This is a genomic window from Halomicronema hongdechloris C2206 (assembly GCF_002075285.3).
GTDB lineage: Bacteria > Cyanobacteriota > Cyanobacteriia > Phormidesmidales > Phormidesmidaceae > Halomicronema_B > Halomicronema_B hongdechloris.
In genome coordinates this window covers 3309632-3326690 of record NZ_CP021983.2, presented here as the reverse complement: position 1 = coordinate 3326690, position 17059 = coordinate 3309632, and the positions used below count along the sequence as shown (strand labels likewise).

The following is a 17059-nucleotide window of genomic DNA, read 5'->3' as shown; positions in this document are numbered from 1 at the left end:
AGCTTATTTAGTGAGGCTGCCTATAGGAAATCCTGAAGCCGATGCCCTTAGCCTTTGCTGCTAAGAAGTAGCATCGTCAGAGTTCTCCCTAGGCTGACTTATCTGACCACTGCCGCAGCGTTTCCATTGGAGCCCATTTCCTGACATGATGCCTTTTGCCGCTGATTCCGTCTCAGATCCTGTTGGCCCTGACCATCTCGTCTCTTCTGATCAGGATCCTCCCTCCGAGCAGGACGCTAGCCCTGACAAACCCGAAGAAGCCTGCGGTGTATTCGGTGTCTACGCTCCCAGCGAAGAGGTAGCAACCTTAACCTATTTTGGTCTCTATGCCCTACAGCATCGAGGGCAAGAATCGGCGGGCATCGCCACTTTCGACGGTGATCAGGTGCACTGCCATAAGAATATGGGACTAGTATCCCAGGTGTTTACCGTCGAGCGCTTGCAGCAAATGCCAGGGCAGTGGGCCGTGGGCCATACTCGTTACTCGACCACGGGCTCTAGCCGGGCGGTGAATGCTCAGCCAGCGGTTGTGGAAACTCGATTGGGTCCCCTGGGTCTCAGCCACAATGGCAATCTGGTTAATGCCATGAGCCTGCGGGAAGAGTTATTACAGCGAGACCATGACCTGATTACGACGACGGATTCGGAAATGATCGCCTTTGCGATCGCAGAGGCCATTAACGACGGCCACGGCTGGGTAGATGGTGCTGTCACCGCCTTTCGCCGCTGTGAGGGGGCCTTTAGTCTGGTCATCGGCACCCCATCTGGCATCATTGCCACCCGTGACCCCCATGGCATTCGTCCTTTAGTCTTAGGCGTGTTGGGCGATGCCCCGACCACAGCCGTCGGGCCAGCCCACTATGTCTTGGCTTCAGAATCCTGTGGCCTCGATATCGTCGGCGCCGACCTCGTCCGGGAAGTGCAACCGGGAGAGTTACTGTGGATTACGGCTGACGGCGTTACCTCGGTGCAGTGGTCCGCTCAGGCGGAGCGCAAGCTCTGTGTCTTCGAGATGATTTACTTTTCCCGGCCTGACACCATCGTCAATCAGGAAAGCCTCTACAGTTACCGCCTGCGCTTGGGGCGTTATCTGGCCCGCGAATCTCCCGCCGATGTGGATTTGATTATGGCTGTGCCTGATTCTGGCATTCCTGCCGCGATTGGGTTTTCCCAAGAATCTGGCATTCCCTATGCCGAAGGGCTGATTAAAAATCGATATGTTGGCCGCACCTTTATCCAACCCACCCAGTCCATGCGGGATATGGGAATCCGGATGAAACTCAACCCACTTAAGGATGTCTTAGCGGGCAAACGTGTCTTGATCGTTGACGACTCCATCGTGCGCGGAACCACCAGTGGCAAAATCGTCAAAGCTCTACGGGAGGCAGGAGCTACTGAAGTACATATGCGGATCTCATCGCCGCCGGTAACCCATCCCTGTTTCTTTGGCATTGACACCGACAATCAGGACCAGCTGATTGCAGCCTCCCAGTCTGTTGCAGAAATTTCTGCCCAAATTGGCGTTGACTCCTTAGCCTATCTCACCTGGGAAGGCATGCTAGACGCAACTGGGCAAGACCCCAACAGCTTTTGTTCCGCTTGTTTCACCGGGAACTATCCCGTGGACATTCCGGCCCCCTTTAAGCGAGCAAAACTGAAGTTTGAACCTGCAACCGCTTAGGTGAGTCAGGGGTGATGGAGTAGTGAGTAGTGAGTAGTGAGTAGCGAGACATCGAAAGAACGAGGGCGGAAGAACGAACTATTCTCTTCTATACCCTCTTCATTCTTCACTCTTCACTCTTCACTCTTCATTCCCCCACTCCCCCACTCCCTGACGATCAAGCCGTAGGACACCGTCAGCTACTGTGGCCTGGAAACGAGTAGGCATCCTGGGGGGGATGAAAGCGGGGATGGAGTAACCGATGAATCGGTTGTCCTTGGTCAAGATGTTGCTGGACAATGTCTTTCACATCCTGGGGGCGGACACGGCAATACCAAATGCCTTCTGGAAAGACTCGCACCATTGGCCCGGAACCACATTGACCCATACAACCACTGGCACTAATCAGGCGCTGGGGACAACTGTATTGTTGGAACTGCTCGAGTACTCGCTCAGACCCACTCCTAAGGCAAGACCGGTTCTGGCACACCATGACCAGATGACGCTGGGGCATGCCAGGGGATGGGGACGCAGGCTCGCTCATAGGTGCTCTTGAGATGTCATCTATACCCTTAGCCTGACACAACTGCTAAATCCCTACCACGATCACCCAGCGAGAGCCTACAGCTCAACCAATGAGACAGGGGTTAGCAATCCGCGGTTTGGTTAGGACAGCTTGGATGACTGAGATCCTGAAGTAATTAGGGGTCAACTTATCCTGCGTCACACGCCTCTGCCTTTGGCTATATCAAGACATTATCAAGACATTGGGAATCTCTGACGTTCCTGGATTCGCAAGCTATCTGACAGTAACCAGGCATAGCCAATTCAAGCGGGTGGCATGGACACGTCAGCCAAGCCAACTGGCTGACAACGGCAAAAGGGGACACAGTTGATCTATGCCCCCTTTCATAGATGGCTTAGAGATAGCATGGCCCTGGTAAGCCCAGACATGACCCAATTGGCTAGGAAGACCTGCTCTAGACCTGATGGCTTAGAAGCTCATCTCTGCTTCCTGTACTTTCTCGATCTGTTTCTTCTTCAAGACCAGCATGATCTGAGAGATAGTAACTGCCGCGAGGAAGGCCAGGAGGCCTTTGATGCGGTTGGGACTTTGTAACACGATCTCGGTATCTACCTGGCCGAAGCCGCCCACATTGGGATTGTTGGTAAGGGCTTCTCCAGTTTTGATCGCATGCCACTGGGACACAATCAGTTCGGGGCCAGCTGGAATCGACTGCACTACCGCCTCACCATCATCCGGCTGAATCGTTACCTCATAGCCACCCGCTTCCAGGGGCTGAACGCTGGTGATGGTGCCAGTTGCCTTGGCATTGACTACGGTGTTATTACTGCTTTGACCGGTGGGATAGAGTTGGCCGCGGCCGCGATTGCCCCCCACATGGACAGAATATTTGCCGAAGTTGATGGCCTTATCCTGGCTAGGATCAGGAGAGAGCACCGGAAAGACGATTTCCTGATACTGCTCACCCGGCAGAGGGCCCACCAAGACGATATTTTGTTGATCTTCGCTGTAGGGCAAAAAGTAAGTATTCCCGACCTCTTCTTGCAACTCCTCCGGGATCCGATCCGGCGGAGCAATCTTAAAGCCATCGGGCAGGATCATCACCGCCCCTACATTCAGCCCTCCGCGGCTACCATCGCCTAATACCTGCTGAGTATCAAGGTCGTAGGGGATTTTAACCAATGCCTTGAAGACACTATCCGGCAGCACCGCCTGAGGGACTTCCACCTCCGTTGGCTTCTCAGCCAAGTGGCAGTTAGCACAGACAATCCGACCGGTAGCTTCCCGGGGAGATTCATAATTTTCCTGGGCCCAAAAGGGATAGGCTTCGGCCCCCTGGGGAAAGGCCACCATGCTAATCAGCATCACCACCAGGGCAGCAAGGGCCACGGGCCGCCGCAACAGCAGCCCCAGATAACGGATCGGAGCCAGCAGCTCCGCGACAATATTAACCGTTGTGTTCATCAGCCTGTACGCCATCAAAAATCGCTCAATTGAGAATCATCAAGTAGGAGAGCTAGGAGTCTTAGGTCCACCAGGGGGCTTCTCCGGTCCGAAAGTCGGTCTCTGTCCAAGGCGTCAGCGCTACCGTGTCATCTTCGGTAACATCAGTGTGGACCAATGCCAGGGACAACGGTGCCGGTCCCCGCACCACCTTGCCGGTGGGATCGTATTGGGAGCCATGGCAAGGACAAATGAATTTATTCTCACTAGCATTCCAGGGCACAACGCAGCCCAAATGGGTGCAGACCGAGTTGATGCCGTAGTTGGCCAAGGCATCGCCCTCAGTTACCACCAAATAGGTGGGGTCTCCCTTCAGACCTTGCACCAGCTGCCGGTCGCCCGCAGCGTGCTTGTCGATGAAGGCACTGGCGATCACATCTTTGCCAAGGGCATCCTTGGCGGTAACACCGCCACCTGCTGCACCACTAGACGGTGGAATAAAATACTTAACGACGGGATATAAGGCTCCTAGGGCCGTACCAGTCACGGCTCCAAAAGTCAGCAGATTCATGAACTGACGACGCCCCATATCGGGCACATCAGGTGTTCCAGAAGCTTGAGTCATGATCCAGGCTGTCGTACGGTTCCAAAGTGGTCAACACGAGCAAGACACCACGCATACCTCTTGCAGGGCAATCCTTAATTAGGCATTACGTTAGCGTCCTCATTTTGTCACAGAAGTTTGCAGTTGTTCTATATTATTGCACCTTGGGGAGCCTCACAGAATGGCGATCCCAGACCAATAACCGGGGTAGACCTGCTCTAAGCAGATATCATGACAGGTCTTCCAGGGAATACCCGGGCTAGACAACGCCCCCAGGGAAACCGTAGATTCTGCGCAGCCAGGAATGGCCGTTAGCCAAATATCCAAAGCGATAATCCTGGCAAAATCCACTCTAAAGCCAAATTTAACCGTGAATCGCTACAAAAATAGCTGACACGTTTCCCCTTGTCTGCCCCATTTCCTTGTCCTTCCAGGGATAATAATTCATGAATAAATGTAAAGAGGCCGCTGGCTCCTATTCGAACAACTGGATGGATCCCCATTGAGTTCTCAGATTGTCAACGCTTGAGGCTGTCAAAATTATCGAGAATCCAGTACGACTGAGGTAATCCCACCATGACTGGAGCCGAACTACACGCCTTAGTGCTATCGAAGTGGGGATACTCGTTCGATCTCCAGCTACGCCGTACCCAGGGCAAACTTTTCCTGCAAGTGATGTGGCGATATCAGGAACAGGCTTCGTTTCCCCTATCGGAAGTCGAGTATATGGCCCATCTGGAGCATATTGCTCACTACTTGAATGGCTGGGGGCAGGCGGAGGCCGTCGCCCGCTATATTCACCAAACCCGCCAGCGTCCCCGCCTGGGCCGGGCCGTCAGTATTCCCCTGGATTTGGGCGATCGAGCCTCGGAATGGTTGCTGGATGACCTCTGAAGCTAGAGATTCAGATCCTTTGTTGCCAGCCACTGTCTAAACCAGGAGCCTGACACGGCCACTCTATCTGTCAACGATACTCGACGACATCTGTATGAAATCTATGTCTCAGTACCTTGGGTTAATCGGCGTTCTAGTCCTGGGTACAGTTCTGCGATTGTGGCACTTGGATACCAAACCCCTGTGGAGCGATGAGGTCATCACGGCGCTCTTTTCTTTGGGACGCTCGGCTGCAGATATCCCCTTCGACCGCTTTTTTTCCCTCGATCAGTTAGATCAGCTCTTTACCCTGCAGCCTACCAGTTGCGCTGCGATCGCAACCGCCCTCAAAACCGATTCCTTACATCCTCCCCTATTCTTCTGCCTCATGCACCACTGGCTCGGGTGGTGGCAACCATCCCTAGCGGAGATGGCCTATGTGCTGCGGCTGTTGCCAGCTCTGTTTGGCGTCACTACCATTGCCGCCATTTACCTGCTGGGTCGGTTGGCCTTTACTCCTGGCATCGGCCTATTCAGCGCCGCCCTAGCCGCCGTATCCCCCTTCACCGTCTATCTCTCCCAAGAAGCTCGCCATTACACCCTACCCATGACCGGTGTCGCCCTAGCCCTCAGCTGCCTAGTCGTTATCCACACTCGACTGGCCCAGGGACGCTTTCCTCACCCAGGGCTGTGGCTAGCATGGGTTGTGATCAATAGCCTAGGGTTTTACCTTCACTACTTTTTTCTGTTGGCAGTCATTGCCCAGGGCATCCTGCTCTTAGCCCTGCTGCTGATCTATCACCGTCGCTTATCCCCATGCCATTGGATAGCCGCTAGTCTAGCCTTGATCACCCTAGGGCTCAGCTATCTTCCCTGGCTATGGACCTTGCTGAGCCACGTCGATCGCCCTGAGACCAGTTGGTTGAGCACCACTTACGACAGTTGGGGAACAGCCCTAGCCCCGATTTATCAGACCCTGGCCAGTTGGATGGTCATGGTGGTGATCCTACCGATAGAAGCCGATAGCGACGGGATAGTTATCCTATCTGCGGTGTTGATGGTGCTATTTGCTGGCTGGCTGGCAATTCATGGCTATCGAGGCAGCAAACCCCTCTTGAAGCAACCCTCTTGGCATCCAAATACCCAGCTACTACTGGGCTTCATTCTGTTAGTCTTAGGCCAGTTCGGCATGATTGTCTATGGGCTGGGGAAGGATATCACGGTAGCCCCCCGTTACGCCTTTGTTTACTATCCTGCCTTCTGCGTTCTACTCGGGGCTTGCCTCACGGTTCAAGACACCGGTCGTAGCCGCCAACCTATTCGGGCCTTAGCCCTAGTCGTGGGGGGGATCAGCGTCAGCCTTACGGTCACCGGCTGGGTATTCTCAAAGCCCTATGAACCGGGCGCCATGGCCCAGATAATAACCACAGATCCCTCTCAACCGGTGGTATTAGCGGTGGGGTATACCGAGCCCTTACAACAGGCAGCCCTGGGACTGAGTTATGGACTCGCCATCAAGGCCCAATCAGACTTTACCCAGCCCGTCTCCTTGGGACTATTTTCCGTAAATGCCCTCTGGCCCAGGCTCAGCGAGCAGGCATTACCGCCCCCATTCCCCACCAATCTTTGGGTCATCAGTCGCCAAGGCATGCCCAATCGCAAGGATCCGGAGACGCTATCCCTGGCGGCAACTGCCGCAAATTCCGTCCTGTGTCAGCGTGATCCCGATCGCGTCGGCAGGTTGCACTATTACTATCAACGGTATCGCTGCTCTAGCCGTAGGCAATCGTCTTAGGCCTACTATCTCTGATAGCCAACCCCTATCAGGCACCAAGCCCGGAGCCTCAGAGCAATGCAGTCAAACAGCCAATCCCATATAATGACAAATAACGCTAGAGAGCTATGCCGATGTCGTATCCGATGTCGTTCCCATGTCGATCCAGGGTGAACGCCATGGCCCTCCCGACCTCCTCTCTAGACTAGATCGCCAGCCCCTGAGTCCGTCACCTTGATAATTGCCTGAACACTGGGCCATATGTGACAGCTAGCTATTGTGACAGTTAGCTATGTCGTGACAGCTAGCTTATGTGACAACTGGCTATGTCAAAGTGGCCGGTGAGATAATGCCTAACATGGCTCGGCAGATAAATTTGTTATTCATAAGTTCACTTGCAGTTTTTAGTTAGACAAACTTTCCTATAGTTTCTTGGCTGACAGTTGCAGATTTTAAGATGTGGGTAAATGCCTGGGGCATTTTTCTTCCGGGTGCTAGGATTTCCGTGAAAAAGCGTTGAGGGCCTGTCGTGATTCGCTCTGCCACTCCGACCCTACAGACCGCACTGCCCCAACTTGGGGACAACAATCGTCTAAAACTGTTTTCGGGATCCGCTAATGCCATGTTGGCGCGTGAAGTGGGTCGGTATCTGGGGATCGACTTGGGCCCCATGGTGCGCAAGCGGTTTGCTGACGGCGAACTCTACATCCAAATTCAAGAGTCGATCCGAGGGTGCGATGTCTACTTGATTCAGCCCACCTGCTATCCAGTCAATGACCACCTGATGGAACTCTTGATCATGGTGGATGCTTGTCGGCGGGCATCAGCTCGGCAAATCACAGCGGTTCTTCCTTACTATGGCTATGCCCGGGCTGATCGCAAGACAGCAGGGCGGGAGTCGATCACGGCGAAATTGGTCGCCAACCTGATGACCCAAGCTGGGGCGAGTCGAGTGTTGGCCATGGATCTGCATTCTGCTCAGATTCAAGGGTATTTCGATATTCCGTGCGACCACGTCTATGGCTCGCCAGTGTTAATTGACTATATCGCCAGCAAGAATCTCTCGGACTTAGTGGTGGTCTCGCCTGATGTCGGTGGTGTGGCGCGAGCCCGGGCCTTTGCTAAGAAGCTGAATGATGCTCCCTTAGCCATCATCGATAAGCGCCGACAAGCCCATAATGTGGCTGAGGTGATGAATGTGATTGGCGATGTGGCTGGTAAGACAGCTGTATTGGTGGACGACATGATCGACACGGCAGGCACCATCTGTAAGGGAGCCCGGCTGTTGAAACAGGAGGGAGCCCGGCAAGTCTATGCCTGTGCTACCCATGCTGTCTTTTCCCCCCCGGCAGTTGAGCGGCTGTCTAGTGGATTATTTGAGGAGGTTATCGTTACCAATACAATCCCTGTCGAGGATGCCAAGCGCTTTAGGCAATTGACGGTGATTTCAGTGGCCAACTTGCTGGGAGAGGCGATTTGGCGTATTCACGAGGAAAGCTCTGTCAGTAGCATGTTTCGGTAATCAGGGTATTACGTAGACCCCTCTGCGCTCGATAATAGGCAATTCTCCACCAAGCCAGCGGCCCCGGCTTGCTCCCCATTCCCTCAATGGCTCAATACCGCCACGGAGTCAAGGCGAGTACTCATTTACTCTGTCTAGAAGGCCTGCCTAGAGGGCTGCAGTAATTGCCATGGCCAATGGCACCACCTAAAGGTAGTGCCGTGAAGCAGTCTGCCATGGTCAGGATCTATATCGCCGGGAGTGCGTGAGCCAAAAAAGCTTCTTCGACCTTAGGTCGAAGAAGCCTCCTATCCCGTCTAATATGCTATCGGCCAAATAGCTGCGACCCTGTGACTTACTCAGGGTCCTAAATTATGGCAGCTATCCACTGGGCAACCACCGCCAGTAGGCGTAATGGTTGCTACGACCTGCGATCGAGGGCGATCTAGTAGGCTAGACCCATGCTACGGGTAGTTTCAGCTCCCAAATAGACTCGGATGCTGAGGAAATCAGTGGGGCAAGCTGTTTCACAGCGCTTGCAGCCAACACAGTCTTCAGTACGGGGTGAAGATGCGATGGAACCAGCCTTGCATCCATCCCAGGGGACCATCTCTAGAACATCCAGGGGGCAGGCCCGCACACATTGGGTACAGCCGATACAGGTATCGTAGATTTTGACTGAATGGGACATTGAATGAAAACTCCAATGTTATCTATTACGACAGGGATGCCGCTCAGACCCCACCAATCATGAGAAATAAGGGCCTGAAACTGACTACCAGTAAGGGATCATCAATCAATGAATAGTCTATAGCGATGGTTTTCTGCCATTATAACGATGCCCATAAAAGTTTATGGAATGTAATATTCAAGAGGACATCTCAGGGAGGCATCTCTTCGATTCTCGCTATTCTCTTGGAGACGTTACGCTTTCGGATAAGATGAGAAAATGCCTAAATGGGGATCTCTCGGCATGATGCCTATACAGCATTTCCTGTCTAGGTGAGGTACAGGCTATCTCCATGAAGTCAAGGGTTTCATGGCTATCGGTTACCTGACTAGATTCAGACTAGATTCAGAAACGCTGTAGGGTTGATTTTGGAGTAGGTTCATGGTTTAGGTTTTTATTTGTGCTATCCGCTACGCAAAGGGGTTAAGGAGTGCTATGAGTGAGGACGTTTTCGCAACAGTCAAGAAGATTGTGGCTGAGCAACTGGGGGTTGACGAATCGGAAGTCAAGCCCGAGGCTAGCTTTGCCAATGATCTGGGGGCTGATTCTCTAGATACGGTGGAGTTGGTGATGGCCCTGGAAGAGGAGTTCGATATCGAAATCCCCGATGAAGCCGCTGAGAGCATTGGCACGGTACAGGCGGCTGTCGATTTTATCAAAGAAAAGAGTGCTGCTGCTTAGGCTTGGTGGGGGACATCAAGTTATTCTGCCCGCTATCTCGAGTTGAGTCATGGCAAACCTGGAACCCAAACGCGTCGTCATTACTGGCCTGGGGGCCATCACTCCCATTGGCAATACTCCGGATGAGTATTGGCAGGGGTTAGTATCTGGTCGCAATGGCATTGGTCCGATCACGGCTTTCGATGCATCTCAGCATGCGTCTCGCATTGCCGGTGAGGTGAAAGACTTTGATCCACTGCAGTACCTTGATCGCAAGGATGCTAAGCGGATGGATCGGTTTGCCCAATTTGCGATCGCAGCCAGTCAGCAGGCCCTAAGTGATGCCAAGCTTGAGATCACCGATCTCAATGCCGAGCAGATCGGGGTCATGATCGGCACTGGCGTGGGCGGCATCAAGGTCATGGAAGATCAGCAAGCGGTCTATCTGACGCGAGGGCCGAGTCGCTGTAGCCCCTTCATGGTGCCCATGATGATTGCCAACATGGCAGCAGGGCTGACGGCAATTCATCTGGGGGCAAAAGGTCCCAACTCCTGCCCAGTCACCGCCTGTGCGGCTGGTTCCAACGCCATTGGCGATGCCTTTCGGCTAGTGCAAGGAGGTTATGCCCAGGCCATGATTTGCGGCGGCACCGAGGCCGCCGTGACCCCCTTAGCCGTGGCTGGATTTGCGGCGGCTAGGGCCCTATCGAGCCGCAATGATGATCCGGCCCATGCCAGCCGTCCCTTTGATCAGGGACGGGATGGCTTCGTCATTGGTGAAGGGTGCGGCATCCTGGTCTTAGAATCCCTGGAACATGCCCTCAGTCGAGGCGCCCACATCTACGCCGAGATGATTGGCTATGGCATGACCTGCGATGCTTACCATATGACTGCCCCGGTTCCAGGCGGTGAAGGAGCCGCTCGGTGCATCCGGCTAGCCCTCAAGGACGGTGGGGTGACGCCTGCCGACATCAGCTACATCAATGCCCATGGCACCAGTACCCCCGCTAACGATCCCACAGAAACCCAGGCCATCAAGACAGCCCTCGGCACAGCGGCTTACCAGGTGGCTGTGAGTTCCACCAAGTCAATGACCGGCCATCTCCTGGGAGGCTCTGGTGGCATCGAAGGGGTAGCGACCGTACTGGCCCTTGCCCACGATCGGGTACCGCCGACCATCAATTTGGCAGCCCCCGATCAAGATTGCGACTTGGACTACGTGCCCAACCAGAGCCGGGCCCAGCCCGTCACCGTGGCCCTATCTAACTCCTTTGGGTTTGGTGGTCATAACGTCACTTTGGTGTTTCGTAAATACAGTCGCTAGGGTGACAAAATAGGTATAATGACTTAGTAAAAAAACTTTACTATCGTGTCTTGAGGATCCTGAGACAAGGGCCAGGCTAAAAGTGCTTAATTCAGGATGGCAAGATACTATTCTGGCGACGCTTGCTCCCCGCTTACCCCAGTGGGATGATGGGTGCGGCTAAGCGTCATTCGTATTGATGTCTCTGGGTTCTATGTCAAGTCCAGCTCGAGATCTCGAGATTTTGTTTGTAAACCTCCAGGTCTGGACTCGGACAGCATTCACCCCCCACAGGCCTCCGTTTTAGCGTCGTTGAGTTGGAAGAACTATGGCTGTCGCAACCAAAACCTTAGAAGAACTTTGTATCAATTCAATTCGATTCCTGGCGATCGATGCCGTTGAAAAGGCTAAATCAGGTCACCCGGGGCTCCCCATGGGAGCGGCTCCTATGGCCTATGTGCTGTGGGATAAGTTCATGCGGTTCAATCCCAAGAATCCCCAGTGGTTCAACCGCGATCGCTTCGTGCTCTCGGCAGGTCATGGCTGCATGCTGCAGTATGCCTTGCTCTATCTAACCGGTTACGACAGCGTCACCCTCGACGACATTAAACAGTTTCGGCAGTGGGGTTCCAAGACCCCTGGCCACCCAGAAAACTTTGAAACTCCTGGGGTAGAAGTCACCACCGGCCCCCTTGGCCAAGGCATTGCCAACAGCGTGGGGCTGGCCATGGCCGAAGCCCACTTGGCAGCCCGCTTCAACAAGCCTGACTGCACCCTGGTGGATCATTACACCTATGTGATCCTAGGAGATGGTTGCAATATGGAAGGGGTCTCAGGCGAAGCCTGCTCCCTGGCTGGTCACCTAGGCTTAGGTAAACTCATTGCCTTCTACGACGACAACCATATTTCCATCGACGGCTCTACTGATCTTGCCTTCACCGAGGATGTCGCCAAACGGTTCGAGGCCTATGGCTGGCATGTGCAGCATGTGGAAAATGGCAACAGCGACCTAGACGGTATTACCAAAGCTATCGAAGCGGCTAAGGCCGTGACTGACAAACCGTCTTTTATTAAGGTGACAACCACCATCGGCTATGGTTCCCCCAATAAAGCCAACACAGCAGGGGTGCATGGGGCGGCCCTAGGGGACGATGAAGTCAAAGCCACCCGGGAAAATCTAGGCTGGACCTATGGCGCCTTTGAAGTGCCTGAGGATGTGCTCAGCCACATGCGACAAGCCGTTGAGCGGGGAACTAGCTATCAGGCTGAATGGGAAGAAACCCTGGCCACCTATCGCACTAAGTATCCCCAAGAGGCCGCTCAATTCGAGCGCATGCTTGCCGGCAACCTCCCCCAGGGTTGGGCCGATAGCCTCCCGACCTTAACTCCAGCCGACAAGGCAATGGCCACGCGCAAGCATTCCCAGGCCAGCCTCAATGCCCTGGCCCCGGCCCTACCCGAGTTAATCGGCGGGTCGGCTGACTTGACCCACTCTAATCTGACTGAGCTGAAAAACTCGGGGGACTTCCAAAAGGGACGCTATGAGAATCGCAACCTGCGGTTTGGCGTGCGCGAGCATGGCATGGGGTCCATTTGTAATGGCATTGCTTTGCATAATTCAGGGCTGATTCCCTACTGTGCCACCTTCTTGGTGTTTGCCGACTATATGCGGGCAGCCATCCGGCTATCGGCGTTGTCTCAGGCCGGCGTCATCTATGTCATGACCCACGACTCGGTGGGGCTTGGGGAAGATGGCCCTACTCACCAACCAGTGGAGACCTTGGCCTCTCTACGGGCGATTCCTAACCTGACGGTGATTCGACCGGCAGATGGCAACGAGACTTCAGGGGCCTACAAGGTGGCTGTAGCCAACCGCAAGGCGCCCACGTTGATGGCCTTCTCCCGCCAGACAGTGCCGAACCTGGAGGGGTCAAGCGTTGATGCCGTTGCTAAAGGCGCCTATGTCCTGTCTGACTGTGATGGCACCCCAGATATTATCTTGATCGGAACCGGCAGTGAAGTGGGTCTCTGTGTCGATGCGGCAGCTCAGTTGCAGGCTAACGGCATCCAGGTGCGGGTGGTATCGATGCCTTCGTGGGAGCTGTTTGAAGCCCAAGATGCTGGTTATAAGGAGTCTGTCCTGCCGACAGCAGTGACTAAGCGCCTAGCCGTTGAGGCAGCAGCGAGCTTTGGCTGGTGTCGCTATGTAGGCAGTGACGGGGATGTGATCAGCGTGGAGCGGTTTGGGGCCTCTGCTCCTGGCGGTACCGTGATGGAGAAGTTTGGCTACACCGTCGATAACGTCGTTAGCCGAGCTCAGGCCTTGCTAGGATAAATTGAGTCTATTAGTCCCAGGTCGAAGGCTAAGGTTATATCTAGATGGCCATTAGTTTTAACGAGAGTGGATTAGCACTAGGCTTAATCACACTTGGAACCGGAGTGCTGCGGGTGCCCCTGTTTTGTCATTTCAGAGTAGACCTGTGGAGTAGAACTGTCTAGGACGGTGACCGTTAGGTTCCCGCTTTCGGATAGGCTAGACGGGAACCACTGTCCTCACCGCTCTCTTCATGAGTCACTTATCCTATCGGTTACGGCAACGGGTGCTATGGACTCAGGTATGGGGATTGGCGACCGTGCAGGGAGCCATCACGCTCAGCTGGGTCATTTATAGCCTATATCTGGTAGAGGTCTTGACTCAACTGGGCTTCAGTCCGGCGTTGGCTACTGGCTTGCTGGTCTTGGAAAATGGCCTGGCCATTGTCATGGAACCCTTGATGGGCAGTCTATCTGACCGAGTGCAGCAATGGCTGGGAAATCGCTTTTTGCTGATAGCCCTGGGCATGATTTTGGCGGCCAGTTTATTTTTGAGTATTCCTCTGGTGATGCTGGGCAATGGGGAGGCAGTACGCTGGCTAGTACCGACTGCAATGGTAGCCTGGGCCTTATCTATGACGGTCTTTCGCAGCCCGGCGTTATCGCTGTTGGGTCGCTATGCCCTGGCCACGAAACTCCCTCAAGCGGCCAGTGTACTGACTCTAGTGGGGGGCATCACTGGAGCCATGGGGTTTCTGGTGAGTGATTGGCTGCTGGCATTGGGGCCCTTGTCAGCCTTTGGCATTGGCTCGGCGGTCTTGCTAGGAGCGGCGGTGGTCTTGGGACTATGTCATCCGGCCCGAGCAGTGGTGGTGGCCCCGACGAGTCGCTGGCGAGATCTATCCCTGGAGGGGTTAAGCTTAGTCTTTGGCGCCGGTTTGGGGGTTTCCTTGGGAGGACGCCTGATGATTCAGACCTTTCCCAGGGCCTTGGCGGCTCAGGATCCTACGGTCAATGCCAGCATCATACTGGGCTTATTATTCATTGTCTTAGCCCTGACGGCGATTCCAGCCGGCAGCCTCGCTATCCGCATCGGCAACCGCTCGGCCATGATCCTGGGATTGGTAGGCATGGCGTTGCTTTGTCTGACGATTGGTGGCCTCACCTCTATGGTATTGGCTGGGATCGTTGCGATCGCATTGGGGGCCCTGTTCAGTCTAGTCTCGAATGGCACCCTACCCTTTGCCCTCTCCCTAGTGCCCTACGACCGTGGCGGGCTAGGCACAGGACTTTACTTTAGTGGCGGTGCGCTAGCTCTGAGCCTATTTGGCACCCTCTCTCGCCTAGGCGATTCCCTGTCACCGGTTCAGGGTGGCCAGTTAGCCGCCTCAGCCTTCGGGTTCGCGGCCCTCTGTGTCGGCGGCAGCATGTGGGTACGGAAGTAGGGGCGCGGGGACCACGATATAGCCTGTCTCAACGTCCCCGAGAACCCAGGTGCGATCGCACCCCCAATACCACCAATAGGCGGCGACATAGGCGCAAGTGAGGCTGTCTAGCTGATCCTCGACGGCTTTTAGGGCAGCGCCAGTCTCCGGAATCTCAGGCAAACTGGTGTCGTCGAGGCTCAGGCCGGGCTGGAGCCGAGGCAGCACCGTCAGTTGATAGTGCCGCAGCCGCGCTAGCTGGGACCGTCGTTGGGCCAAGGGTCCCTTCTTATATTTCAGGATGCGGGCCAGGCGAAACAGGTGCACCGTGGCCGGATGGGGAAAGACCTCCAGTTGGTAGCGGCCTCGGGGCTGGGGACCGACCCTAGGAGCATGGCGAAATCCCTGGGCTTCTAAGGCGAGGCCAAACTGCACTAGGCACTCGGCAAAGGGACGGCCTCGATTGGCCGGGTAGCAACCGGCATGGTAGCGACCAAAGTAGCGATGGGCTAAGCGGTCAGGCAGACGCATGCCAGTGGCATTGGGAATCAGGGTGGGGGCATCCACTGCGATGACAGCGGTTTGACACCCCTGGCTGCAATCATCAACCCAGGCGTGGATAGGTGCCATCGCACCTTGCCGCTGCAGATCGACCAAATGCAATCTGTTCCCTTGCCATTGCAGGCAACACAGACCGCTGGGTCCCGACTGCCAACCCAGATCGATACCCAAAAACCGTATCGGTCCGCTAATCAAGGAAACAGCGGCCAAAAATCAGGGGCCCTGATTGGCTGCCCCCCTAGTCCCATCACTGTTCCCGCATCAGGCGCAGGTAGTTTTGCTTTAATTGCAGGTGGCTCTCCGCAATCCGCTCCGACAAATGCTTCTCTACCTGACACAATTCTTGCCAAAAGCTAGCCGAGCGCTGGGCGGCGACATAGTCTTTCCAGAGCATCTGCATCATTTCCGCCAGGTCGGGATTGATCGCCTCCAGCTCCCCATAGATCGCCTCAAACGCCTCGTGGGCCTGAGAGTGTTGGTGCACATCCTGAGCCAGACGTATGGCCTCCTGCAGAGAAGTCATCAGGGATTCGGACGCTGAGGTTTTCATGGCGATATTTTAGTGACAGCAACTAAAAAGCGACTAAAAAGAGAGCCCTGAAGGCTCTAACATTCTTATAGAATCTTCACAGTGAATATATACCGATATACCGCCATGGGCAAGCAGCGCATTCTCTCCGGCATTCAACCCACGGGCACTCTGCACCTGGGCAACTACCTTGGGGCCATTCGCAACTGGGTAGACCTGCAGCAGGAGTATGAGGCGTTTCTGTTCATGGCCGACCTCCATGCCATTACGGTGCCCCACGACCCGGCTCAACTGGCCACTAGCACCTATCAGGTGGCGGCGATGTACATCGCCTGTGGCATTGACCCAGAGCAGGCTACCATCTTCGTCCAGTCCCACCTGCCAGCCCATGCTGAATTGGCCTGGCTGTTTAACTGCGTCACCCCCCTAAACTGGCTAGAACGAATGATTCAATTCAGAGAGAAGGCCGTGAAGCAAGGGGAAAATGTCAGCATTGGCTTGCTCGACTATCCGGTACTGCAGGCAGCCGATATTTTGCTCTATGAACCGGATTTGGTGCCTGTGGGCGAAGACCAAAAACAGCATCTGGAACTCACCCGAGATATTGCCACCCGCTTGAACTTTCAGTACGGCCGTGCAGAGGAGCCCATCCTGAAGTTGCCGGATCCGCTGATTCGAGAGGCCGGCGCCCGGGTGATGAGTCTCACCGATGGCACTAAGAAGATGTCGAAGTCAGATCCCTCGGAGCAAAGCCGCATCGATCTGACCGACCCGCCGGCGGTGATCAGCAAGAAACTGAAGCGGGCCAAGACCGACCCTCAGCGGGGCTTGTGGTTTGATGACCCAGAGCGACCTGAATGCCACAATCTCCTCAGTCTATACATGTTGCTGTCTAACCAGACTAAAGCGGCTGTGGCTGCCGAATGCCGCGAGATGGGCTGGGGCCAGTTCAAACCCCTGTTGGCCGAGACCGCCGTCGAGGCGCTGCGCCCGATTCAAGGGCGATTCCATGAACTCATGGCTGACCGCGGCTATCTAGAGGCGATATTGAAGCGGGGTAATGAAAAGGCCAATGCGATCGCACAGCAGACCCTGACCAGAGTCAAAGACGCCCTCGGCTATTCTCGACCGCTGTAGCCGATTCTACAGAGTCAGTAG

Annotated in this window: 15 protein-coding genes; 9 read left to right on the top strand and 6 right to left on the bottom strand. The window is 54.8% G+C overall.

From position 1 onward, the window contains the following. Positions 1-145 precede the first annotated feature (145 nt). A complete protein-coding gene (gene purF / locus XM38_RS15070) occupies positions 146-1681 on the top strand; it encodes an amidophosphoribosyltransferase (protein ID WP_080807081.1) in 1536 nt (511 codons plus the stop codon). Positions 1682-1856: 175 nt separating this feature from the next. Here purF and XM38_RS15065 read toward each other — a convergent pair whose 3' ends face one another. The 3 genes from XM38_RS15065 to petC form a co-directional block, all read right to left on the bottom strand. Further along, positions 1857-2204: a (2Fe-2S) ferredoxin domain-containing protein gene (locus XM38_RS15065; protein ID WP_080807080.1), complete on the bottom strand. Its 348-nt coding sequence runs from the start codon at positions 2202-2204 to the stop codon at positions 1857-1859. Between the two features lie 450 nt (positions 2205-2654). Further along, positions 2655-3650, bottom strand: coding sequence for a cytochrome f (gene petA / locus XM38_RS15060; RefSeq protein ID WP_088430277.1), 996 nt, complete (start codon positions 3648-3650; stop codon positions 2655-2657). Positions 3651-3711: 61 nt separating this feature from the next. Continuing rightward, positions 3712-4254: a cytochrome b6-f complex iron-sulfur subunit gene (petC, locus tag XM38_RS15055; protein WP_088430275.1), complete on the bottom strand. Its 543-nt coding sequence runs from the start codon at positions 4252-4254 to the stop codon at positions 3712-3714. 555 nt (positions 4255-4809) lie between these two features. Between petC and XM38_RS15050 the strand changes: the two genes are divergently transcribed. The 3 genes from XM38_RS15050 (at position 4810) to XM38_RS15040 (ending at position 8402) form a co-directional block, all read left to right on the top strand. Further along, the gene (locus XM38_RS15050) at positions 4810-5127 is read left to right on the top strand and encodes a DUF3067 family protein (RefSeq protein WP_080807076.1); all 318 of its coding nucleotides are present in this window, start codon (positions 4810-4812) and stop codon (positions 5125-5127) included. 103 nt (positions 5128-5230) lie between these two features. Further along, positions 5231-6901: a glycosyltransferase family 39 protein gene (locus tag XM38_RS15045; protein ID WP_187329422.1), complete on the top strand. Its 1671-nt coding sequence runs from the start codon at positions 5231-5233 to the stop codon at positions 6899-6901. 508 nt (positions 6902-7409) lie between these two features. Then, the gene (locus XM38_RS15040) at positions 7410-8402 is read left to right on the top strand and encodes a ribose-phosphate pyrophosphokinase (RefSeq protein ID WP_080807072.1); all 993 of its coding nucleotides are present in this window, start codon (positions 7410-7412) and stop codon (positions 8400-8402) included. 424 nt (positions 8403-8826) lie between these two features. Here XM38_RS15040 and psaC read toward each other — a convergent pair whose 3' ends face one another. Continuing rightward, a complete protein-coding gene (gene psaC, locus XM38_RS15035) occupies positions 8827-9072 on the bottom strand; it encodes a photosystem I iron-sulfur center protein PsaC (RefSeq protein ID WP_080807070.1) in 246 nt (81 codons plus the stop codon). A 474-nt stretch (positions 9073-9546) separates the two neighbouring features. Here psaC and acpP point away from each other — a divergent pair, with 474 nt between their 5' ends. The 4 genes from acpP to XM38_RS15015 all read left to right on the top strand — a co-directional run bounded on the left by acpP (position 9547) and on the right by XM38_RS15015 (position 14832). Further along, positions 9547-9792 carry an acyl carrier protein gene (gene acpP / locus XM38_RS15030; protein WP_080807068.1) on the top strand — a complete coding sequence of 82 codons (246 nt, stop codon included), beginning with the start codon at positions 9547-9549 and terminating at the stop codon, positions 9790-9792. Positions 9793-9841: 49 nt separating this feature from the next. Further along, entirely contained in the window at positions 9842-11095 is a 1254-nt protein-coding gene (gene fabF / locus XM38_RS15025; protein WP_080807066.1) for a beta-ketoacyl-ACP synthase II, read from the top strand. A gap of 307 nt (positions 11096-11402) precedes the next feature. Continuing rightward, positions 11403-13409, top strand: a complete 2007-nt coding sequence (tkt, locus tag XM38_RS15020; protein ID WP_080807064.1) for a transketolase — start codon at positions 11403-11405, stop codon at positions 13407-13409. Between the two features lie 232 nt (positions 13410-13641). Beyond that, positions 13642-14832: an MFS transporter gene (locus tag XM38_RS15015; protein ID WP_088430271.1), complete on the top strand. Its 1191-nt coding sequence runs from the start codon at positions 13642-13644 to the stop codon at positions 14830-14832. On the opposite strand, the gene XM38_RS15010 is transcribed toward XM38_RS15015, so the two are convergent. Next, positions 14776-15552 (bottom strand): DUF429 domain-containing protein, encoded by a 777-nt coding sequence (locus tag XM38_RS15010; RefSeq protein ID WP_088431711.1) that lies wholly within the window; start codon positions 15550-15552, stop codon positions 14776-14778. The two genes, XM38_RS15015 and XM38_RS15010, sit on opposite strands and share 57 nt — an antisense overlap. A gap of 67 nt (positions 15553-15619) precedes the next feature. Then, positions 15620-15922, bottom strand: coding sequence for a hypothetical protein (locus XM38_RS15005; protein ID WP_080807060.1), 303 nt, complete (start codon positions 15920-15922; stop codon positions 15620-15622). A gap of 105 nt (positions 15923-16027) precedes the next feature. Here XM38_RS15005 and trpS point away from each other — a divergent pair, with 105 nt between their 5' ends. Then, positions 16028-17038, top strand: coding sequence for a tryptophan--tRNA ligase (trpS, locus tag XM38_RS15000; RefSeq protein ID WP_080807058.1), 1011 nt, complete (start codon positions 16028-16030; stop codon positions 17036-17038). Positions 17039-17059 lie beyond the last annotated feature (21 nt).